Source organism: Halomonas hibernica (assembly GCF_013183775.1).
GTDB lineage: Bacteria > Pseudomonadota > Gammaproteobacteria > Pseudomonadales > Halomonadaceae > Vreelandella > Vreelandella citrativorans.
This window is the reverse complement of sequence record NZ_VIFN01000002.1, coordinates 181,648-203,873: the sequence shown is the minus strand read 5'-3', so window position 1 is coordinate 203,873 and position 22,226 is coordinate 181,648. Positions and strand designations below refer to the sequence as shown.

The window sequence follows — 22,226 nt, the reverse complement described above, 5'->3', positions numbered from 1 at the left end:
ACTCAACTAGAGAGAAGCCGAAATATTATTAAGCACTGTAATGATCATACCTCAGACTAGCGCTATGCTCTAAGTGTGCAAGCAATCAGACAACTAATAACAAACGCAAGATAAACGAAGCACACCATATAATGATTAAAGACAGGGATAACCATGACGACTAAAGCAGCATTAGTGACCGGGGGTGCTACCCGTTTGGGACGGCATTTTTCAGAAGCATTAGCAGAAGCGGGATACGATATTGCACTCCACGTTAATAGCTCACGAGATGAAGCTGAAGAGGTAGCATGCACTATCCGCAACAAAGGGCGCGAGTGCGAAATACTGCCCTGTGATTTTTTGCACGATCCGCTGGATACACTGATTGAAGCCGCCATACGGCGCTTTCCGCATTTAGATGTGCTGGTTAATAGCGCCTCCACTTACCAAGCCGCACCCATTGCTCAAACGGACATGGCACTCCTGGAGACGCAGTTTCGCGTCAACCTATTTACCCCGCTGTTGTTAATTCAACATTTTGCTAACGCGGTGTCTAACGGCTGTGTGGTGAATATCATTGACAATAAAGTGGCCTATCATCAATACCCTTATGCGGCGTATTTGTTGTCTAAAAAGGGGCTGAAAGAGATGACCCAAATGGCCGCACTCGAATTCGCACCGCGTATCCGGGTCAATGGTATTTCTCCCGGCGTAGTACTGCCCACTTCCCAGCGTAGCCACGACTATATTGCATGGCGTCTGGAAGGCATCCCCCTTAACCGGCAGGGAACGCCCGCCCACTTAACAAAGGCGCTGTACTACCTGCTGGAAAACGATTTTGTTACCGGCCAAGTGTTATGTGTCGATGGAGGTGAGTCGATCTACCTGGAAGGCAGGCATTCGGAGAACTATCTAGAGTAACAACCAAATTAACAGCCGTTCCAAGAACATTTCTAACAACGTAGAACGCAGTGGGGCCGCCCAAAGGCGGCCCCAAAACGCAAAGTAGGTGTGCTAACGCCTAAGCATTAGACATCGTCACCCGTGGGTAGATTTTGCTCAGTCGTCTCACTAGACTTATCTTTCCGGCGAGGTGAAAAACGGTCATCTACCTCACTTTCACCTGCCTTTGGCTGCCCAGCAGGGCTACCATCGATAGTGAAGTCCTGCTGCATAATGCGCAGGTTGGCAGGCGGCGCTGAACCGGACTTGTCCTGACCGAAGTACATCGTGGTATGCGGGAACGGTATCTCAATGCCCGCCTGATCAAAGCGCAGCTTGACCAGACGATTATACGCCCGACCAACACCCCACTGATCGCCCGGCGTGGTTTTGATAACCACACGAATATTGACGGCGCTGTCGCCCAGGCTTATAACACCGGCGACCGTCAGATCAGCAAGGATCTTATAGCCATACTCTTCGCTGGCTTTCAGATCATTAAAGGCAAGCTGGAGCTGCTCAATCGCATCATCAATGCTCTCACGATAAGCAATGCCGTACTCACCGACATGGTTACCGTAGTCGCGCATGTAGTTAGAAACGGTGTCAACGCTTGAGAAGGGAATGATGTGATAGGTGCCCGAAAGATCCCGAATGCCTACCGAACGAATGCTTAATCGTTCTGCAGTCCCGGTGATGCCACCCAGCGTTACCACATCGCCTGTATTCATGGCATTCTCGATCTGAATGAAGACCCCGGTAATAACATCCTGTACCAGCCTCTGCGCACCGAAACCAATAGCTAAACCCAGTACCCCGGCACCGGCAATCAGCGGGCCGATGTTAATGCCGATTTCGGACAGTAGGATCATCCCGGTAATCGTGAGCATGGCGATAGCCAGCGCGTTGCGGAACAGGCTCAATAGCGTTTTAGCTCGAGGAGAGGGCTCACCACCGCCGGTTTCCGGATTGAGCTTATGCTCAATCAGGCTCGCAAGTCCTAACCACACGCCCAGCGCAACAATCAGAATCAAGACAATGCTGACCAGTCGCCCTACCAGCATCGTTCCGCGTTCAGAAGCGTACCAATTGGCTAGATTGAACGCACCCCAGGCATCCAGCACCACCATGATAACGACGACCAGGATGATGGTGCGTAGCACACGCAGCGCGTTGGGAACGTAGCTGTTAAGACGCGGCTCAAGCAGCGGCAACTTACGACGCAAATCGTCCGACAGGCGAATGCGATGCCCAATCGTTTGGGTCAGGAAGGTCGATACCAGAAGCCCTATAACCACCGCAGCCAATGTTTTCAGTGTTGCAAAAAGCACGAAAGGCAGTGCATCGCCAGGGCGCGTCAGTATCAAAACGAAGACCATTAAGAAGTAGATCAGCGCAAAAAAGTGCCAGGTACGTGCAAAGAGCTGAAGCGATACACGGCTTGCCACCATCGACGTATTGGCCGCCGCATCATTCAAGTGCCCTCGGATGCGAATACGGTTCTTGAGCACCACACTGACCGCATAAACAAAGGCCACAATCATAATTAATGTGCCAACCGCTTGGCCTACGCTGGCAGCCAGGTAGAAATTGATCAGCGGCACGGCAACCATTAGTCCGTAACCGACCATGCCGATAAGACGTGCTATCCAACGGTTCCAGTAGGAGGCTTCACCGGTTGAAATTGGCAACAATCGCAGGCCTTCGTAGTGTGAGGAAAACAGCATCCGCATCACTGCTTTCATCAACTCAATGACCAGAAAGGCATTGAGAAACAGCGAAGCCCTCGTGGAAAGCTCGCCCGTTTCACCAATCGCGAACGTGGCCACCAGGTTACCGCCCACGTACGCAAGCCCTACCAATATAAAGTCAATAAGTGCCGCAATAATGACGCAGCAAATCAAGCGCAGCACTGGCGTCATTCCGGCGCCATTGAGCGACCATTTGCTCACCCGCGTAAAGGCAGACCTGGCCATCCGACGTAGTGCGAAGAAAATCACGAAGGTCGCAACGATCACGAGGCCCAGATTAATCGCGGCCTGGACGAAAGCTGACGAATCAAAAGCACTCGCGCCTTGCCCGGTAAACAGGTTACCCATGATGGAAAAAGCTTGCTCAATCTGCAGGCCAATATTACTGACAACATCGCTTGTCAGCTCCGCCAACTGGCGCGGCAATGAGACATCCTCTGGAGCCAAATCGCTTCCTTGAGCGGCGGCTTCAGGGGATAACTCAGCCTCTAAACCGGCGGGCAACGCGGATGCCTGTTGACGTAATACATCAATTAGCTCTTGGCGCGACTGCTCATTTTCGAGGAGATCAGCAAGTGCTTCGTAAGAAGCGGGCACTTCCGCTGGAGGCGATGCACGATCACTTTCGACCGTCGTCGTTTGGGCTAATACCGGCGTGGCAAAAAACACAAGCAGTGTCATTAGCCAAATACCTAGCCAGGGAAATATACGTATTGACGTCACGCCTGTACCTCCGTTAGAGAAATGCTTTCTTAAATTTAATTGCTAGCCTGCTTTATGCAACTACAAATGCACGCACCAAGCAGGCTGATAACGTATAAAGCGTACAGCGTAACATGGGAACATAATAAGGTCTGGCCGTTAACTTGACGCAACTAACCCGTGATCGCGTGACGCTCAATTCTGACAAAGCGGTAACAGCCACTGATTTGCAAGGCCCAGCACCACGCCATAGCGTACGCCCTTGGCAACCACAATCCACAAAAAAGCACGCCACCAGGGAAGCCGAAACAATCCGGCCAGTACCGTCAGTGGGTCGCCCACCACCGGCAGCCAGGAAAGCAGTAGGCTGGCCTCGCCAAGCTTGTGATACCAGCGCTCGGCCTGGGCAAGGCGTTTGGGCGATGCAGGGAACCACCGGCGATCCTGAAACTGACGTGCATAGCGGCCCATCGCCACATTGACCAGACTGCCCAGCGTATTACCCGCCGTTGCTACCGCCCAGAGTAAAATAGCCGGCTCCCCCAAACACCAAAGTCTGGCAAGCCAAACTTCAGAGCCGCCAGGCAGCAGGGTCGCACTAACAAACGCAACAAGGAAAAGACTCAGCATGCAACGGGTGGCCGAACGTTACTGCGGCACCTGGCCCCCAAGTTGAGCGGTAATTTCATCGGCGACCTGGCGCACCAGCTTACCCAGCGCCAGCAGGCGTGCTTCAGGGATACGCGCCATGGGGCCTGAAACAGAAATAGCCGCCAGCGGCGTGGCGTGCTCGTCGAAGATACAGGCCGCGACGCAATGCAGGCCAATGGCGTGCTCCTCGCGGTCACAGGCAAAGCCTTGATCACACACTTGGTGCATTTCGGCGGTCAGTGCGTCTGGACTGCACAGCGTATTGTCGGTAACGCGGGTGAGTTCACGGTTATCCAAAAAGCGAGCGCGTTCGTCAGTGGGCATCCATGCCAACAGCGCTTTACCCACGCCAGAGGCATGCAGCGGGGCGCGTGAGCCCAAGCGGGTAATCATGCGCATCATTTGAGGCGATTCGTGCTGGGCCAGAAATACCGCCGTATCCCCATCGCGGATCCCTAAATTGGCAGTCTCGCCGGTTTCAGCGGTTAAGCGGCGTAGAAAGGGGCGGCTTGATGCCACCACATCGCGAGCTTCTAAAAAGCTGTTACCGATACGGAAGGTTTTGACGTCAATACGCCATAAGCCCTGCTCGTTCTCCTGGCTAACAAACCCCTGGCTTTGCAGAGCCTGGAGCAAGCGGTGGGTGGTAGAAGGTGCTAACTCGGCTTTTTCAGCCACGTCTGACAGCGCAAGCCCTAGTGGGCTTGCCGCTAAAAACTCCAGTAACGTTAAGCCGCGTACCAGCGACTGGCTATGCCCGCCACTCGCTTTAGCGGCATTTGCCGGACGCCCGACCGTCCTACGCTTGGCTTCACTCACCCTGCTCTCTCCTAAAGGCGTAAAGAGTAACAGGATAACGTGCCGCAAAGGCCGCTGTCGCGTTTACGGAAACGAATTCCACTAATGGAGGAAGCTAGCGAATGGCAGAACATCGCTATAGATAGAAAACGGCCACAGGCGTGGCCGCCGACATTACGCCACTCCTTGGCGCCGCTATCAGGCCTTCTCGCGATGGTTATAACCCAGCGGATGGGGCTGGCCACGCTCTTTGGCAAGATCAATTTGGCGCTGACGCTCACGGGCGGCGGCGCGAGTTTTCTCGGGCAGCGAGTTGATGCAGTGTGGGCAGCTAATCCCAGGCTCGTAGGCTGATGACTGCATGTCGTCTTCGGAAATCGGCATACGACAGGCGTGGCACTGTTCGAACAGGCCTTCACTCAGGTCGTGACGCACGGTAACGCGGTTATCGAACACAAAGCACTCGCCACGCCATAACGACTGCTCTTCCGGGACTTTCTCCAGATAGTTCAAAACGCCGCCCTTGAGGTGGTAGACCTCGTCAAACCCCTCTTTGAGCATAAAGCTGGAGGCTTTTTCACAGCGAATACCGCCGGTGCAGAACATGGCGACTTTTTTATGCTTCTCTGGGTCGTAATGCTCACGCACGTAGTCGGGAAACTCACGGAACGTGGTGGTTTTTGGGTCAACCGCGCCTTCGAAGCTGCCAATCGCCACTTCGTAATCATTGCGAGTGTCGATCACCAGCACTTCGGGGTCTGAAATCACCTCGTTCCAGTTTTCAGGCTCAACATAGGTACCAACGGTGTTGTTAGGATCAATGCCTGGTACGCCCAGCGTCACGATCTCTTTTTTGAGCTTAACCTTGGTGCGATAGAACGGGGTTTCGTCGCAGTAAGACTCTTTATGGTCGATATCGGTCAAGCGCGGGTCAGCGGTCAGCCAGCCAAGCAGTGCATCAATACCTTCGCGAGTCCCCGCGACGGTGCCATTGATGCCCTCTTTAGCGAGCAGCAGCGTGCCTTTAACATCATGATCGACCATGGCTTGGCGCAGCGGCTCACGCAGCGCTTCAAAGTCATTTAACGTAACGAATTTATACAATGCTGCCACGACAATACGCGGCATATCGCCAGCTTCAGAAACAGGTGCAGACATAACAAGCTCCAGTAGTCACCCTCGTAAAGGGCGGACCGGGTTAATAAACGCGCATAGTCTAGCGCAAACGGCGCAGCGCTTGAATCCTGCCAGATTGACGCAGGTCACTCGCGGTTTAAAAATTCGTCGATTTAATCGACGTTATCGTGCAGAAACCTTCACCCCACGCCGTGCGGTTTCAGGCGTATATTGAGCGCATTCCTTCAACAGCTACTCCTTCAACACAACTGGGAGCACACCATGAAAATTCGTCGTGCGGATGAGCGGGGCTATGCAGACCACGGCTGGCTGCGTTCGTACCATACGTTCTCGTTTGCCAATTACCATGACCCCAAGCATATGGGCTTTCGCGCCCTACGGGTGATCAACGAAGACCGCGTCGCCGGTGGTCATGGCTTTGGTGCCCACCCGCACCGGGACATGGAGATTATTTCCTACGTGCTGGAAGGCGAAATGGAGCACAAGGACAACATGGGCAATGGCGAGGTCATGCGCCCGGGCGATGTACAGCGCATGTCAGCGGGCACCGGCGTTGTGCACAGCGAGTTTAATCACTCCAAAGAGAACGGACTGCACTTCCTGCAGATCTGGATTGAGCCCAAAGCGCTTGGCATTAAGCCCAGCTACGAGCAGAAAGCATTTCCAGCCGCAGGCCGCCAAAACCAGTGGCGCCTGGTAGCATCACAGCAGGGCCGTGAAGGCTCAGTGAGCCTGAACCAGGACGTTAATCTTTATGCAGGCTCATTTGATGCAGGCGACAGCGTCAAGACACCGGCTACGCGCTATGCCTGGCTGCACGTGGTAAAGGGCGCGGTCGAGGTCAATGGTGAACAGCTCAGTACCGGCGATGCCGCTGCGTTTGAGCCTGGCGACGCGATCAGCGTGACCGGCCAGGATACAAGCGAAGTACTGCTGTTTGATCTTGCTTAGCCCTTTTACTCAGTGCTACCCGCCTTAACAACCCAAACGGCCCCCTTTCGGGAGCCGTTTTTTTACGCCATCAGCCCAGTGTTTTGCGTTGTCACCAAGCCTCGCAGCTGCCAATCAATCCTAGCTATTGTGCGCTGAGTAAAGTGCACGGATTTTCAGCGTGTGCTCTACCTGCCTCAATGCTTCCAGCGCTTGCGGACCGTAAGCTTTGTCGACATCAATGACCACATAGCCGACCTTATCGTTGGTCTGCAGGTACTGGCCCGAGATGTTAATGCCGTTTTCGGACAGCACGCGGTTAATTTCCGACAGTACGCCCGGCACGTTGTCATGAATATGCAGCAAGCGGTGCTTATCGGGGTGGGCAGGCAGCGCCACTTCGGGGAAGTTGACCGAGGTGATCGTGGTGCCGTTATCCGAGTAGGTCGTCAGCTTTTCGGCCACTTCAATACCGATATTTTCCTGGGCTTCGAGCGTAGAGCCACCCACATGCGGGGTCAGGATCACATTTTCCAAACCACGTAACGGGCTTTCAAACTCTTCATCGTTGCCCTTGGGCTCCACCGGGAACACATCCACCGCAGCGCCATTGAGATGGCCTGCTTTGATGGCATCCGCCAAGGGTTCAATTTCCACGACACTGCCGCGTGAGGCATTGATGAAGATGGCACCTGGTTTCATCGCAGCAATCTCTTTCGCGCCAATCATCCAGCGGGTAGAGGGCAAGTCCGGTACGTGCAAGCTCACCACATCCGAGCGGTTTAACAGCTCTTCAAGGCTGGTGACCTGGCTTGCATTACCCATGCCGAGTTTGGTGATGATATCGTAGTAGATAACGTTAAAGCCCAGCGACTCGGCCAGCACAGAAAGCTGCGCGCCGATGCTGCCGTAGCCAACAATACCCAGCGTTTTACCGCGTGCTTCGTGCGAGTTTTTGGCTGATTTCAGCCAGCCGCCCTGATGAGCACGGGCATTTTTTTCAGGGATGCCACGCAACAGCATGATCGCTTCTGCCAATACCAGCTCAGCGACCGAACGGGTGTTGGAGTAAGGCGCGTTGAACACGGCAATACCACGCTTTAGCGCCGCATTCAGGTCCACCTGGTTGGTTCCGATACAGAAGCAGCCAACGCCGACCAGCTTCTCTGCCGCTGCAAATACGCGCTCATTAAGCTGGGTACGCGAGCGAATACCGATGAAATGTACATCACGGATCTTTTCGATCAACGATGCTTCATCTAGCGATGTCGGCAGATGCTCGATATTTTCATATCCGGCATTTTGAAAATTGTCCACCGCACTTTGGTGGACGCCCTCGAGTAGCAGGATCTTGATCTTGCTCTTTTCCAGGGACGTTTTAGCCATGGCTGAATCAACCTCTATGGTCGGCGGCGTGCGCCGTGTATCGGTTCACGAAAAGGCCGTATAGTAGCATACCGCACGCCCATCAGGCCGATACGAACTGATGAAATGTGTGCGTTATCAAGATGAAAACAGTGCAAGTCATACGCACAAAGCGGCCTGGGGCAGACGCCACCCCCTGCCCTCGGTGTATACTGTGCGTTTGTCATGGCAGGCAACGCGCAGCCTTTTTGATGGGGCGCCAGAAAACAGTAGGCATTGACCAATGAGCGATACCACACCTTCACCGCAGGATTTTGCGGCCACGGTTGACCAGCTGGAAACCATCGTAGAACGCCTGGAGTCAGGCGAGCTGTCATTGGAAGATGCGCTGGGCGCCTTTGAGCAGGGCGTACGGTTGACGCGCGATGCCCAGCAACGCTTGGACAGCGCCGAGCTAAAAGTCCGCGCGCTGAGCGAAGATAGCGAAGGCCGTTTAAACGTCACGCCGTTTGCTGATAGTGAATCGCCCAAGGATGCCACTGACGAGGGTAAGGAGACGCCCCCATGGTAGCGACCAATGCCCCCTCATTGACCGCCTTACGTCAAGCCAGCAATGCCCGGGTAGATGCCACGCTAAACGCGCTTTTTAACGATCACGCCGTGGTCCCGCGGCTTGATAACGCCATGCGCCACGGTCTTTTAGTCGGCGGTAAGCGCTTGCGCCCGCTGCTTGTCTATCTTGCTGGGCAGGCGCTGGGAGCACGCGAAGAAGACCTCGACGCCCCGGCCGCCGCCATTGAACTCATCCACGCCTACTCATTGATTCATGACGACTTGCCCGCCATGGATGACGATGATCTGCGCCGTGGCCAGCCGACCGTGCATATCGCCTATGATGAAGCGACCGCGATTCTGGCAGGCGACGCGCTACAAACCCTGGCCTTTGACGTGCTGGCACGCACCGCTCACCCGCGGCTTGGCAGCCTGATCACGACGCTTACCACGGCGTCTGGCCGTGAGGGCATGGTGGCAGGCCAAGCACTGGACTTGGCGGCTATCGGCGGCCACCCTGACGTGGACGCCCTGGCGCACATGCACGCTCATAAAACCGGTGCGCTGATTGTGGCGGCGGTGCGTATGGGCGGACTGGTTGCCGTTGACGAGAGCGACCCGCGTATAAACGCCCTGACTCGCTACGCGCGCGCCATTGGTCTAGCCTTCCAGATTCATGATGATGTCCTTGATGTGACGGGTGACACCATGACACTCGGCAAAACATCCGGCGCTGACGCTGCACGCGCCAAGCCGACGTATCCCAGCCTGTTGGGGCTGGAAGGCGCGCAACAAAAAGCGCGCACCCTGATTGACGAGGCCATTGCCGCTCTCGCCCCATTAGGCGAGCAAGCCGCCCCCTTGGCCGAATTAGCCCACTATATGATCGAGCGCGACCACTAGATGCCCATGAAGCTGTTCGACGAGATTCCCCGCGAGCGTCCGGCAACGCCGCTGCTCGACTCTTTTGATCATCCCGCTGCGCTGCGGGCCATGAATACCCAGCAGCTTGCCCAACTGGCTGACGAGCTGCGTGCCTACCTGCTTTATAGCGTGGGCGTTTCCGGCGGCCACTTTGGCGCAGGCTTGGGGGTAGTAGAGCTGAGCGTGGCCCTGCACCACGCCTTTCATACGCCCAAGGATCGCCTGGTGTGGGACGTAGGCCATCAGGCCTATCCACACAAGATTCTCACCGGCCGCCGTGAAGCGATGCTCAGCATTCGCCAGCACGGCGGCCTGGCGGCATTTCCGCGCCGCGCTGAATCCGAATACGACACCTTTGGCGTGGGCCACTCGAGCACCTCGATTTCCGCAGCGCTCGGCATGGCGCTGGCTGCCCAGGCCAAAGGCGATAATCGCCGCGTCTGTGCGATTATTGGTGATGGCGCGCTCACGGCGGGCATGGCTTTTGAAGCGCTGGCCCATGCCGGCCACGTCAACGCTAATATGCTGGTCGTGCTCAACGACAATGAGATGTCGATCTCGGAAAACGTCGGTGGCCTGGCGACGTACCTCGCCCGGATGATGTCGAGCAAACCCTATCTAAAAATGCGCGAAGAGGGCAAAAAAGTACTTTCTCATCTGCCAGGCGCATTGGAAATTGCCAAGCGCACCGAAGAGCACATGAAAGGCATGGTCAGCCCCGCCACGCTGTTCGAGGAAATGGGTTTTCACTACATCGGCCCGATTGACGGGCACGACCTTGAGGCACTGACCGAGACGCTGCGTAACCTGCGCGAGCTGGACGGCCCGCAGTTTCTGCATATCAAAACCTGCAAAGGCAAAGGCTTTTTACCCGCCGAGGCGGACCAGATTGGCTACCACGCCATCACCAAACTTGAGAAAGCCAGCGTGGCGCCCGCCCCACCCTTCAAAGCGCCATCCGCCCCCAAGAGAAAGTACTGCAACGTATTCGGCGACTGGCTGTGCGATATGGCCGCAAGCGATTCACGCCTGATAGGGATTACTCCCGCCATGCGCGAAGGCTCCGACCTGATTCGTTTCTCCAAAGAGTACCCAGCGCGCTACTTTGATGTAGCCATTGCCGAACAGCACGCCGTGACGCTCGCGGCGGGCATGGCCTGCGAAGGCATGAAGCCGGTGGTGGCCATCTACTCAACATTTTTGCAGCGCGGCTATGACCAGCTCATTCATGACGTAGCGGTGCAGGAGCTGGACGTCACCTTTGCCATCGACCGGGCAGGGCTTGTGGGTGAAGACGGCCCCACTCACCACGGCAGCATGGATTTGTCCTTTTTACGCTGCGTACCCGGCATGGTCATCCTGGCACCTGCCGATGAAGCCGAGTGTCGCGCCATGTTGAGTGCGGCCTATCATCATCCCGGCCCTGCGGCAGTGCGTTACCCGCGCGGCACTGGCCCCGGCGTGGAAATCCCTGAGCACCTGGAATCGCTTCCGATTGGCAAGGCGGAGGTACGCCGTCAGTCACAAAGCGATGGCGTGCGCATTGCGCTACTCGCGTTTGGTAGCCTGAACACCGCAGCCGCTGAAGTTGCCGAAAAGCTCAACACCACGCATATCAACATGCGCTCTATCAAGCCGCTGGACCGCGACACGGTCCTCCACGCGGCCGACGAGCATGAGCTTCTCATAACGCTTGAAGAGAACGTCGTTGCGGGTGGCGCGGGAAGCGCTGTTAACGAACTACTCAACGCTGAAGGTGTGCAGGTAGAAGTGCTCAATCTCGGCTTGCCCGACGCATTTGTAGAGCACGGCACGCCGGATGAATTGCTGCGGGACTGTGGTCTGGACGCGGAGGGCATCGAAGCCGCCATTCGCCAGCGACTGCCTTCACTTTCAAGTTAAAAGCAACATCGTGACTGATCGACAAGCCCCTCAATAGCGAGATAAGCGCCGCCCTATTACGGGCGGCCATCGCAAAGCAAGTGCCAGACAATGGGCGCCAGGTCACCGGGAAAGAGATGCTGGTTTAAAAGCCGAGTTCATCCAGCAAATCATCTACCTGGTCTTGCCCTGACACGGCATCCATCTTGCCTTCACTTACCTGCGGGCCATTGCGCAGTTTGGCATGCTCATCGCGATTATCATCAATGTTCACCCCATCGGTGACGTTAGGAACATTGTCGACCAACACTTGAACAAGCTGCTCTTCAATTAGCTGGATGACCTCCATCATCTTCTTGATCACCTGACCGGTGAGATCCTGGAAGTCCTGGGCCATCATGATTTCAAGCAGCTCTTTTTGCGTGGACCCGGTGGCGGTCGGGAGCGAATCACTCAAATAGAGCTGCGTGTCCTTGATAAGCGATGGGTCGCTTTCTACAACGGCTAGTGCCGCCGCTGCCTGCCAGCGCGTATTAAGCGCGGCGCCCTCCTCCTCAAGCTTGTCTTGCACGGGTTGCGCACGTTCAACGGCATTCAGTGCCCGCTCAGCCGCCTGTTCCGTCATTGAGGCCACATAGTTGAGCCGGTCATTGGCATCGGGTATGGCCTGCGCTGCCTGGCTGATCTGCTGATCCAGGCCCAGCTCCTTCATGCTATCCCGCAGCAGGCGGGTCAAGTGGCCTATACGATGCACCATCTCATCATTACTGTCTTTTTTACCCAGCACCGACGGCATGGTCGTGTCGTGGGCGTTGTTAACAGTGCTCATGACAATCCTCTTGTGGAAAAAACTTGTTGAATGTCGCTGTTGATGATCTGGTCACCATCAATATACGTATCCGCTATGGTTTTCAGACAGACAAGCGTTAAAGCCCGTTAACTATCTTCGGCGTACCCTCCTAAAACTTGAGCGTTTGCTTTATTTGAAAGCCCTTGTCTGGCGCTTTTAGACCTATTCAACGGATGGGATCACTCACGCAGCGCTAGCACGCGCCACCCAGCTTGGGAAAGAAGTAGTGCGAGGTGATCCCATGGCTGCCGTTATGCAGCATCTCAAGCGGCTTTTACCCCGTTCTCGAAGATCTCAAACCAGGAGTTATATATCAGGGTCGCCCTATGTGCAGCCGGGGCAATCGAACCCATCGGGCTGATTGAGTTTAAACAGTGAACGGGCACGGGCGTTGGCCGCCTGCCGGGTTGTGATACTCAAAAACCCTGAGATCGTGTACCGTAGAGTTTTTTGGGGCACCCTGGTGGAACGAGGGCATTGCGCTTCTCCAAACAAAAGGGCAGAAAGCCTGGCAACAAAAGTTAGCACGCTTTCTTTTACCGCCTTACGCAGCGAAAAACGCCGTTTGGTCAAGCGACAATAGCTTAAAATGCCGCCCTCAGCTGCAAACCTACGACTTCTGACGCTTAGAGAGAGCCATGTTACTACTGATTATATTTTTTGCCCTGGTGGGTTATGCCATCGGCGGCGCCACTGGCCTATTAATTGGCGGTGTACTGGGCTGGTGGCTAGCACGACGCCTCGCCAAGCGGTTAAGAGAGGCGCGCATGCGCCTTCAGGAAGGCTTTTTAGAGTCGATTTTTTCCGTTATGGGCTGCCTTTGCCAGGCCGATGGCAAAGTGACCGAAGGCGAGCTTAGCGTTGCCGAAAAGCTGTTTGACCAGATGCATTTGCAGGGGGCGCAGCGGGCCAAGGCACGCGCTGCCTTTGAGCGAGGCCGTGCGGATAACTTTGATCTGGACGCTGAGCTTGCCAATGTCGGGCGTCTAACCCGCCATCAACCGGTTATGCGCCAAGTGTTTTTACAGGTTCAGCTATCGGCTATCGCCGCTGACGGTGTCTTGCATCCTGAAGAGCATGAAATGATCGTGCGGGTAGCGCGTGGCATTGGCTGTAGTGAAGCAGAGGTACAGCAGATTGAAGCCATGCTGCATGGTGCAGCCGCCAACTCCCAAGGAGCCAGTGAAGAGGCACTTAAGGACGCCTACCGCGTGCTGGGTGTGAGTGAAGAGGCAAGCGATGCCGAGATCAAGAAAGCCTACCGTCGCTTAATGAGCCAAAACCATCCGGATAAGCTGGCCGGTAAAGGCTTGCCTGAAAGCATGCGTGAAGTGGCTCAGGCGCGCACCAGTGAAATCGGCAATGCCTACGAACGCATTCGCAAGGCGCGCGATAACCAAGCGTAAGCTGCTTATAAGATGAAGGTCAGTCCAAGAGCACGCGGCCCCGCAAAGGCCGCGTCCATCATCCTGCCAATATCGACATCCTGACACCAGCCCGCTAAATTGAAAGCGTCTTCTTTTCGCCAGCCTCGGCTGGCACCTTGTCAGGAGCGCGCCATGATCACGCTATACACCTACCCCCGCTCACGCTCGCTACGTGCCGCCTGGACGCTTGAAGAGCTGGGCCTTGAATACCAGTGCCAGCATGTTGCGTTGGAGAAAGGGGGAGGCCAAACCTCGGCGTATCTGGCACGTCATCCGGATGGCAAAGTACCGGTGCTGGAGGATGGCGAACTTACCCTGTTTGAATCGTCGGCCATTTGCCGCTACCTGGCCGAGCACTACGGTAACGGCAAACTACTGCCGACTAACGCCGCCGAGCGTGCCCAGGTCGACCAGTGGTTAAGCTTTATTGTGACCGAAGTCGAACAGCCGCTCTGGACCCAAGCCAAGCACACCTTTGCGCTACCTGAAGACAAACGCGTACCGGCCGTGATTCCTACCGCAGAGTGGGAGTTTCAGCGCGCATTGGGCGCTCTTGAACGCCGCTTTCAGGGCCAGGAAACGCTGCTTGGAGGCGATTTCACCTTGGCCGACCTGTTTCTCACCCATACGCTTTCCTGGGCCATTGGCATGCAGCATCGCCTGCCCGAGCCATTCTTGATCTACCACAAACGCCATACGCAGCGCCCGGGCCTGGCAAAAGCCGGTGAGCGCGAACAAGCTGCCGCTCAGTAAGCCAGCACCGCGTTTTACACCGTATGAGGCAGTACCGCTGCTACTACTGCAAAGTAGTGGCAGATGCTTCCTCCCACCACAAAGAGGTGCCAAATAGCGTGATTGTAGGGAATCGCACGCACGGCATAGAAGATGACGCCCACCGTATACGTGATGCCGCCCGCGGCCAGCAAGGCGATGCCGGTTACCGAGAGCTTCGCCGCCATTTCTTCTGATGCCAGCAGGATCATCCACCCCATCAGCAAATAAATAACCACGCGGAAAATCGACAGCCGCTGCGGCCACAGCAGCTTGCAGGTAATGCCTATCAGCGCCAGCGACCACACGGCGGCAAACAGTGCCCAGCCCGTTGGGCCGCGCATATTCACCAGTAAGAAAGGCGTATAGGTGCCTGCAATCAGCAAGTAAATCGCGCAGTGATCCAACAGCTGAAAGCGCTGCTTCCACAGCCGATGCGGGATGCCGTGATAAAGCGTAGAGGCGGTATATAGCAATACCAGCGTCATGCCGTACAAGCCAAGGCTTGTCAGTTTCCATGGGTCTACCTGAGCGGCAATACTCGCCATGACCAGCAGCACCACTGCCCCAACGACGCTTAACAATGCGCCCACCCCGTGGCTAATACTGTGTAAGCGCTCTTCTAACGCACTGAACTCTTCAGACTTGACGCTGGCTGTGTGGCTCATATCCCCTCCACCGAGTGTTAACGGTCATGAGTAGCAGCGAACGACGCGGCTAACCTGGATAATAGAGTTCTGGATAATAGAGCCATCACCATAGCGCTGAAACATGACAAAACCCAAACACGGAAGGTACAGCGCTTGGGTTTTGTTTGGATGTTGATGAGCACCGTGAATAGGCAGTTAAATAAGTAGGTTAAATGGGAGGATAGGGCAGCGCGTTTTCTATTCCACGGGGCGCTTCAAATCCTGCGGTGGCTGCAATCCGGCGTGATACCCGCCTGTAGGCGTGCCGCTTGGTTAAAGCTTGAGCCCAGCAGATATCCACGGCGGTCATCATACCGGGGATAAAGTGATCGTAAAGATGAAGGTCGGAGCCGCAGATGGCGCAGCTGCTTACATTGATAATCGCGTCGCGGGGGTGTTCTATTTCGGGATCAGGAACTGTGTCATAGCGCACGTCGTTTTTGCCGTGCCAGCAAAGTGCTTTCATGATTGCTCCTCCTTACTCTTTTGCAGATAATTAGCATCCTGCTATGTATCAGTGTCGGCCTTTATCAACATAGCTCAGACGCTAGGCAAAAAAGTTTAAGAAAAAGCAATTTTTCGAGGTTTTAGCGGCAATAAAGCGTTATTTCAGCCCTTTCTTTCAATATCGACATCGCTTGCCTGGGTAAAATCACCCAGCGCCATCATATGACCAAGCTTGCCTGCCTTGGTGGCAAGGTACTGTTCATTGTGTGGATTTAAACCAGTGGTGATGGGCAGCCGTTCGACCACATTAACGCCATCCCGGGTCAGCGCATCGACTTTACGCGGATTGTTGGTCATCAGCTTAAGCGCGGTGACGCCCAGGTGGTTGAGCATCGGTACGCACAGGTCATAGCGGCGCATATCGGCGCCAAACCCGAGCTGTTCGTTGGCTTCTACCGTATCCGCGCCTTGGTCTTGCAGGTGATAGGCGCGAATCTTGTTGAGCAGCCCGATGCCGCGGCCTTCCTGGCGCAGGTAAAGCAGTACGCCGCGACCCTCTTCGGCGATACGCTTAAGCGCTTCCTGCAGTTGATAGCCACAGTCGCAACGCATGGAGAATAGCGCATCGCCGGTCAGGCACTCGGAGTGAACGCGCCCCAGTACCGGCGCATCCCCCGTGAGGTCGCCCAGCGTCAGGGCGATATGATCCTTACCGGTCGCGTTGTCTTCGAAACCGTGCATGGTGAACGTGGCCCAGGGAGTAGGCAGTTGGGAAGCAGCAATGAAGCGAATGGTCACAGGTTACCTCGCAGATTAACCAAACCAGTTAACCACAACAGTATGAGCAAAGTGGGCGGGTAGTTTATCAGGAAGCGAGCCATGCCTCACGGCTGTTACTCGCTAAAATTAAAGCAGAGAAGAGCAAGCGTGGCTCACCCTGTTCAGGCATATACATTTACCGCGCGTGGATTAAGATAGTACTACTCCACAGACAAGCCGTTTACCCGCAGCGTGATAACCGCTGAGACACCAGAATTTTCACCATCTGACGGAACATTATGCTGCTACTTATACTTATCACAGCGCCTTTTATCGCCAGCATAATGGCCGCATTAATGCCCGCCAATGCCCGCAACCGGGAGGCGTGGCTGGCGGGCGGCGTAACGCTTTTAGGGCTGCTGATTACCGGTTTTCTTTATACCCAGGTAGGCGCCGGGGAGGTTGTACGGAGTGAATTTGGCTGGCTACCCAGTGTCGGCCTAAACGTCGTATTGCGTATGGATGGCCTGGCCTGGTTATTTGCCATGCTGATCCAGGGTATCGGTTTGCTGGTGATTATCTATGCCCGCTACTACATGTCGCCTGCTGATCCCGTACCTCGCTTTTTTTCGTTTCTGCTCGCGTTTATGGGTTCAATGCTGGGGGTGGTGCTATCGGGCAACCTCATACAGCTGGTGCTGTTCTGGGAGTTAACCAGCATTACCTCGTTTTTGTTGATTGGCTATTGGCACCATCGCGCCGACGCCCGCCGCGGCGCACGCATGGCGTTCACCGTGACAGCAACCGGGGGGCTTTGTCTGCTGGTCGGGGTCTTGATGCTTGGCCATATGGTAGGCAGCTACTCGCTTGATGTCGTGTTGGCCTCGGGTGATCTCATCCGTAACCACGCGCTTTATCGGCCCATGCTGCTATTGGTCGCGTTAGGGGCGCTGACCAAAAGCGCGCAGTTCCCTTTTCACTTTTGGTTGCCGCATGCCATGGCAGCGCCAACACCGGTATCGGCGTTTTTGCACTCCGCCACCATGGTCAAGGCGGGCCTTTTTTTACTCATGCGGCTTTGGCCATCGCTGTCAGGAACGCCTGAGTGGAGCTGGATTATCATGGGGGCTGGCGTGTGCACCATGTTGATTGGTGCCTTCACCGCTATTTTCCAACACGATTTAAAAGGCCTGCTGGCCTACTCAACCATCAGCCACCTGGGGTTGATTACCGTACTGCTGGGCATTGGCACCCCCTTGGCGCTGGTGGCCGCGATTTTCCATACCGTTAACCATGCCACGTTTAAAGCCTCGCTTTTCATGGCCGCAGGCATTATTGACCATGAGACGGGCACCCGAGATATGCGCCACCTGCGCGGCCTTTATAAAGCGCTACCCTATACGTCGACGCTGGCAATCGTCGCCAGTGCGGCGATGGCCGGCGTCCCGTTTCTTAACGGGTTTATTTCCAAGGAGATGTTCTTTGCCGAAGCGCTAAGCGTTGGCTCCGCACAAAACTGGGGGATGTCCATTGCGGCCGTGTTGATGGGGGTCTTTGGCGTTACGTATTCGCTTCGCTTTACCTACGTCTTCTTCGGCAAGCTGCCTGATGACTTGCCTCGCCAACCGCATGAGCCACCGCGCTGGATGCGCTTTCCTGTCGAGTTTTTGGTGCTTTGCTGCCTGGTCGTGGGCATTATTCCAGGCCTGAGTATCGGTCCCTTCCTGCACGCTGCCGTTACCTCTGTATTAGGCGAGGCAACGCCCTACTACAGCCTCGCCGTTTGGCACGGTTTCAACCTGCCCTTGGCAATGAGTTTCGTCGCGTTAATCGGCGGTGTGGCGTTGTATATTTGGCTGCGTGTCCGCTATGGGCTAATTCAAGCCACCCATGTGCCGTTGCTGGGGCGCTTTAACGGCAAGCAAGCCTACGAAAACACCATGCTGCGGATCTCATCCATCGCCTCGTTGCTGGAAAAAATACTCAGCACACGGCGCTTGCAGCCTCAGCTCTTGCTTATGGTGGTGATGCTTCTGGCGGCGCCCATTTTGCTGATACGCCCCATCTCGCTGCTTGCTCTGCCTGCCAATGGGGAATTCTCCTGGCTCTTTGCCGGGCTATGGCTGATGGGGGCGATTTGCGCCGTCGCGGCGGCCTGGCAGGCAAAATACCATCGCCTGGCAGCACTTAGCCTAGTGGGCGGTGTGGGCATTATTACCAGCCTGTCGTTTTTGTGGCTATCGGCGCCCGACCTGGCGCTTACGCAACTAATGGTGGAAACCATTACCACGGTGCTTATCCTGCTGGGACTACGCTGGCTTCCCCCGCGTATCACGCCGCGAGAATTGAACATTACCACCACCAAACGCGCACTATTTCGCCGCTCACGCGATATCGTTATTGCGGTGTGTGCGGGGTTGGCAATGGCCTTGATCAGCTATACGGCACTGCTACGCACACCTTCAGAAGGCGGTATTTCTGACTTTTTCCTTACCCATGCCTTAAGTGAAGGCGGGGGAAGTAACGTGGTCAATGTGCTGCTGGTCGACTTCCGTAATTTCGATACGCTGGGCGAAATTGCGGTGTTGGCCATTGTCGCCTTGACCGTTTACGCACTGCTGCGGCGCTTTCGTCCCGCCCCTGAAAGCCTGCCCATTCCCGCTCAGCAGACCAACAGCGTTGACCCGGCGGCAGGGCAAACACCTGTCCAGCAAGTGGCAACAGGCTATCTCAGGATCCCCAGCGTTTATTTACGCTTGCTGCTGCCCGTGATGGGCGTCATCGCGGCCTACTTCTTTATTCGGGGCCATAACCTGCCCGGCGGCGGTTTCGTTGCCGGTTTGATCTTTGCGGTTGCGATTATTGTTCAATACATGCTGGCCGGTACGCAGTGGGTTGAAACGCATCTACGCCTACGCCCTCACCGCTGGATTGCATTTGGCCTACTGACGGCCTGCGCAACGGGCCTGGGCGCGTGGCTGCTGGGTTATCCTTTCCTGACCACCCACACCGCACACTTCACGCTTCCTGTGCTTGGCGAGGTACACCTGCCGAGTGCGTTCCTGTTTGATTTAGGTGTCTTTGGTGTGGTCGTTGGTTCCTCGATACTGATGCTTGTGGCGCTGGCACACCAATCTGTACGCAGCCACCGCTTACCCGCTACCACGGCGCCAACGCCCCTCAACCCTCAACAGGAGACCCGCTAATGGAAGCTGTTATGGCCATGGCAATGGGCATCATGTTTGGCTCCGGGGTGTGGCTGCTGCTGCGTCCACGTACCTTTCAGGTCATTACGGGCTTATTGCTTATTTCGTATGCCGTTAATCTATTTATCTTCATCATGGGGCGTCTCTCCATCAACCAGCCCCCCTTAACGCTTGCCGAGGGCACTATTGACCCCGCTTTGTATGCCGACCCGATGCCCCAAGCGCTGGTCTTAACGGCTATCGTGATCGGCTTTGCCACCACAGCCCTTTATCTGGTGGTGATGATTGGCGCTCGCGGGCTTACCGGCACCGACCACGTTGATGGCAAGGAGCCCCATTGATGAGTCTTCCCTGGCTGCACCATTTAATGTTGGCACCTGTTTTACTGCCCTTGATATTCGGGGCAGGGCTGATCCTGGTGAATGAACGTCATCACCAAAAAAAGTTTTTTATTAACCTGGCCAGCACGCTGGCGATGCTGGCGACCTCTGTCGCACTGCTTTTGCTGGCAGACAATGAATACTGGCCCGATGGCATTGGCCTTTACCTCTCTGCTAACTGGACAGCCCCCTTTGGCATTGTCTTGTTGGTTGACCGGCTAACGGCGGTGATGCTGCTGCTTGCGTCAATATTGGCGAGCGCTTCTCTGATCTTTGCCATGATCCGCTGGAGCCGCATTGGTGTGCACTTTCACTCGTTATTCCAGTTTTTGTTAATGGGCATTAACGGGGCCTTTCTTACCAATGACCTGTTCAATCTGTTTGTGTTCTTCGAGGTCATGTTGGCAGCCTCGTATGGCTTGATACTGCACGGCTATAACAGCGTGCGTATAAGAGCAGGCATGCAGTACATTGTGGTGAATTTGTTAGCGTCGTTTTTCTTCCTGATTGGCGTGGCCCTGATTTACGCGACGACCGGCACGCTAAACATGACCGACCTGGCGATGCGCTTGAGCATGCTATCGCCGGAAGACCTCATGTTGTTAAAAATTGGCGTGGTTATTCTAGCGTTAGCCTTTCTCACCAAAAGCGCCATGTGGCCACTGGGGTTCTGGCTACCCACGACGTACTCGGCGGCCTCGCCGCCGGTGGCTGCCATGATGGTGCTGATGACCAAAGTTGGCGTGTACGTGCTGATTCGGCTGTGGTTACTGCTGTTCTCGGAAGGCCCTGCCGCCGGTTTCGGCTTTGACCTGCTGCTCTGGGGAGGCCTTGTTACACTTGCTTTCGGCACCATCGGGATTCTTGCAAGCCAGGAACCTGGCCGCATGGCAGGCTATGCGGCGGTCATCTCATCAGGCACATTGCTGGCCGCCGTCGGTTACGGCCAACCGGCGCTTATCAACGTGGCGCTGTTTTACTTGATCAGCTCGACACTGGCAGTTGCCGCGTTTTTGCTGCTGATAGAGTTAATTGAGCGTATCCGCACACCGGGAGCCGCGATGCTGGCATTAACCATGGAGGCTTTCGCAGTGGAGGATAAGCCGGAGGAGCCCGTCGGCAAGGCGATTCCTGGCGCGCTGGCCTTTTTGGGGCTGGCCTTCGCCTGCTGCGCCCTGATTATTACCGGGCTGCCGCCGCTGTCAGGGTTTATCGCCAAATTCAGTCTTTTTCATAGGCTGTTGAATCCTACCGACCTGCTGATTGAGCGGGGAATCGTCACTTGGGTCGTTATTGCGCTGGTCGTACTTTCCGGGTTGGCAGGCATTATTTCGTTAATGCGTTTTGGGGTACGGACCTTCTGGGCCGTCCAGAACCCGGTCGCGCCTCATCTGCAGCGCTCCGAAGTCATGCCTGTCATCACCCTGCTACTGGCCTGCCTGCTGCTCACCGTTCAAGCAGGCCCGACGATGGCGTATCTGGAGCGCAGTACAGAAGCGCTCAACCAGCCTGAGGTCTATTTGAACCGTCTAGGATCAACCGCTGCGGTGGGCGGTACGTTCGGGGAGTCGGACCAATGACACTGCGCTGGCTTCCCTCTCCTGCCTTATCGGGCGCCTTGTTAATCATGTGGCTACTGCTGAATCAAAGCACTGTGCCTGCACAGGTGTTGCTGGGCAGTGTCCTGGCCATTGCCGCACCGCTGCTCGCCAGACCACTGCGCCCACTCGCCCCAGCACCACTGCGTAAACCGCTGGTGTTGGCACGCCTGCTGTTTATGTCGATGATCGAAATCATACGCTCCTGCTTTAACGTCAGCCGCATCATCTTGTTCAATGCCAAGGGTGTAAAATCACAGTTCGTCCGAGTGCCACTGGATCTTAAAGACCCGTACGGCCTGGCGTTGCTTTCGTGCCTGATCAACTCAACCCCCGGCACCGTGTGGGTAGAACAGCTGCCAGACTCCAATGATTTGGCGCTGCATGTGTTTGACCTTCACGATGAGCAGTGGTGGATCGACACGATTAAAACGCGCTACGAACAGCCATTAATCGAGATCTTTGAACATGAATAAAAGGCGTTCTG

General features: G+C 55.6%; 20 protein-coding genes. 11 read left to right on the top strand and 9 right to left on the bottom strand.

Going from position 1 to position 22,226, the window contains the following annotated elements; all coding sequences use genetic code 11:
- Window positions 1-153: 153 nt before the first annotated feature.
- The gene (locus FKN99_RS05285) at window positions 154-900 is read left to right on the top strand and encodes an SDR family oxidoreductase (RefSeq protein ID WP_172116933.1); all 747 of its coding nucleotides are present in this window, start codon (window positions 154-156) and stop codon (window positions 898-900) included.
- Window positions 901-1,007: 107 nt separating this feature from the next.
- On the opposite strand, the gene ybiO is transcribed toward FKN99_RS05285, so the two are convergent.
- The 4 genes from ybiO to trhO all read right to left on the bottom strand — a co-directional run bounded on the left by ybiO (window position 1,008) and on the right by trhO (window position 5,981).
- Window positions 1,008-3,353 carry a mechanosensitive channel protein gene (gene ybiO, locus FKN99_RS05280; protein WP_216657992.1) on the bottom strand — a complete coding sequence of 782 codons (2,346 nt, stop codon included), beginning with the start codon at window positions 3,351-3,353 and terminating at the stop codon, window positions 1,008-1,010.
- Window positions 3,354-3,569: 216 nt separating this feature from the next.
- Complete coding sequence (locus FKN99_RS05275) at window positions 3,570-4,004, bottom strand: YqaA family protein (RefSeq protein WP_172116931.1); 435 nt, start codon at window positions 4,002-4,004, stop codon at window positions 3,570-3,572.
- An 18-nt stretch (window positions 4,005-4,022) separates the two neighbouring features.
- Entirely contained in the window at window positions 4,023-4,844 is an 822-nt protein-coding gene (locus FKN99_RS05270) for an IclR family transcriptional regulator (RefSeq protein ID WP_172116930.1), read from the bottom strand.
- Window positions 4,845-5,021: 177 nt separating this feature from the next.
- Window positions 5,022-5,981, bottom strand: coding sequence for an oxygen-dependent tRNA uridine(34) hydroxylase TrhO (gene trhO, locus FKN99_RS05265; protein ID WP_172116929.1), 960 nt, complete (start codon window positions 5,979-5,981; stop codon window positions 5,022-5,024).
- Window positions 5,982-6,221: 240 nt separating this feature from the next.
- Here trhO and FKN99_RS05260 point away from each other — a divergent pair, with 240 nt between their 5' ends.
- Entirely contained in the window at window positions 6,222-6,911 is a 690-nt protein-coding gene (locus FKN99_RS05260) for a pirin family protein (RefSeq protein ID WP_172116928.1), read from the top strand.
- Window positions 6,912-7,031: 120 nt separating this feature from the next.
- Here FKN99_RS05260 and serA read toward each other — a convergent pair whose 3' ends face one another.
- The gene (gene serA / locus FKN99_RS05255; protein WP_172116927.1) at window positions 7,032-8,276 is read right to left on the bottom strand and encodes a phosphoglycerate dehydrogenase; all 1,245 of its coding nucleotides are present in this window, start codon (window positions 8,274-8,276) and stop codon (window positions 7,032-7,034) included.
- A 262-nt stretch (window positions 8,277-8,538) separates the two neighbouring features.
- On the opposite strand from serA, the gene FKN99_RS05250 reads away from it, so the two are divergent.
- The 3 genes from FKN99_RS05250 to dxs are packed head-to-tail and all read left to right on the top strand — an operon-like array spanning window position 8,539 to window position 11,633.
- The gene (locus FKN99_RS05250) at window positions 8,539-8,826 is read left to right on the top strand and encodes an exodeoxyribonuclease VII small subunit (RefSeq protein WP_172116926.1); all 288 of its coding nucleotides are present in this window, start codon (window positions 8,539-8,541) and stop codon (window positions 8,824-8,826) included.
- Complete coding sequence (ispA, locus tag FKN99_RS05245) at window positions 8,820-9,710, top strand: (2E,6E)-farnesyl diphosphate synthase (protein WP_172116925.1); 891 nt, start codon at window positions 8,820-8,822, stop codon at window positions 9,708-9,710. Before FKN99_RS05250 ends, ispA begins: the two co-directional genes overlap by 7 nt.
- Window positions 9,711-11,633, top strand: a complete 1,923-nt coding sequence (gene dxs / locus FKN99_RS05240) for a 1-deoxy-D-xylulose-5-phosphate synthase (protein ID WP_172116924.1) — start codon at window positions 9,711-9,713, stop codon at window positions 11,631-11,633. It begins immediately after the preceding gene.
- 124 nt (window positions 11,634-11,757) lie between these two features.
- Here dxs and cheZ read toward each other — a convergent pair whose 3' ends face one another.
- On the bottom strand, window positions 11,758-12,441 hold the full coding sequence (gene cheZ / locus FKN99_RS05235) for a protein phosphatase CheZ (protein ID WP_172116923.1): 684 nt from the start codon (window positions 12,439-12,441) through the stop codon (window positions 11,758-11,760).
- 659 nt (window positions 12,442-13,100) lie between these two features.
- Here cheZ and djlA point away from each other — a divergent pair.
- Together djlA and FKN99_RS05225 are read left to right on the top strand one after the other, a co-directional pair.
- Window positions 13,101-13,868, top strand: coding sequence for a co-chaperone DjlA (djlA, locus tag FKN99_RS05230; protein ID WP_172116922.1), 768 nt, complete (start codon window positions 13,101-13,103; stop codon window positions 13,866-13,868).
- 153 nt (window positions 13,869-14,021) lie between these two features.
- The gene (locus FKN99_RS05225; protein WP_172116921.1) at window positions 14,022-14,642 is read left to right on the top strand and encodes a glutathione S-transferase family protein; all 621 of its coding nucleotides are present in this window, start codon (window positions 14,022-14,024) and stop codon (window positions 14,640-14,642) included.
- A 14-nt stretch (window positions 14,643-14,656) separates the two neighbouring features.
- On the opposite strand, the gene trhA is transcribed toward FKN99_RS05225, so the two are convergent.
- From trhA to ribA, 3 genes are all read right to left on the bottom strand, one after another.
- Complete coding sequence (gene trhA / locus FKN99_RS05220; RefSeq protein ID WP_172116920.1) at window positions 14,657-15,328, bottom strand: PAQR family membrane homeostasis protein TrhA; 672 nt, start codon at window positions 15,326-15,328, stop codon at window positions 14,657-14,659.
- A gap of 190 nt (window positions 15,329-15,518) precedes the next feature.
- Entirely contained in the window at window positions 15,519-15,815 is a 297-nt protein-coding gene (locus tag FKN99_RS18090) for a hypothetical protein (protein ID WP_253926968.1), read from the bottom strand.
- Between the two features lie 143 nt (window positions 15,816-15,958).
- On the bottom strand, window positions 15,959-16,594 hold the full coding sequence (ribA, locus tag FKN99_RS05210; RefSeq protein WP_172116919.1) for a GTP cyclohydrolase II: 636 nt from the start codon (window positions 16,592-16,594) through the stop codon (window positions 15,959-15,961).
- Window positions 16,595-16,854: 260 nt separating this feature from the next.
- Here ribA and FKN99_RS05205 point away from each other — a divergent pair, with 260 nt between their 5' ends.
- The 4 genes from FKN99_RS05205 to FKN99_RS05190 are packed head-to-tail and all read left to right on the top strand — an operon-like array spanning window position 16,855 to window position 22,215.
- Window positions 16,855-19,761, top strand: a complete 2,907-nt coding sequence (locus tag FKN99_RS05205) for a monovalent cation/H+ antiporter subunit A (protein ID WP_172116918.1) — start codon at window positions 16,855-16,857, stop codon at window positions 19,759-19,761.
- Entirely contained in the window at window positions 19,761-20,102 is a 342-nt protein-coding gene (locus tag FKN99_RS05200) for a Na+/H+ antiporter subunit C (protein WP_172116917.1), read from the top strand. The genes FKN99_RS05205 and FKN99_RS05200 overlap by 1 nt, the downstream gene beginning before the upstream one ends.
- Window positions 20,102-21,721 (top strand): monovalent cation/H+ antiporter subunit D, encoded by a 1,620-nt coding sequence (locus FKN99_RS05195; RefSeq protein WP_172116916.1) that lies wholly within the window; start codon window positions 20,102-20,104, stop codon window positions 21,719-21,721. The genes FKN99_RS05200 and FKN99_RS05195 overlap by 1 nt, the downstream gene beginning before the upstream one ends.
- Window positions 21,718-22,215 carry a Na+/H+ antiporter subunit E gene (locus tag FKN99_RS05190; protein WP_172116915.1) on the top strand — a complete coding sequence of 166 codons (498 nt, stop codon included), beginning with the start codon at window positions 21,718-21,720 and terminating at the stop codon, window positions 22,213-22,215. Before FKN99_RS05195 ends, FKN99_RS05190 begins: the two co-directional genes overlap by 4 nt.
- The last annotated feature ends 11 nt before the right edge of the window (window positions 22,216-22,226 follow it).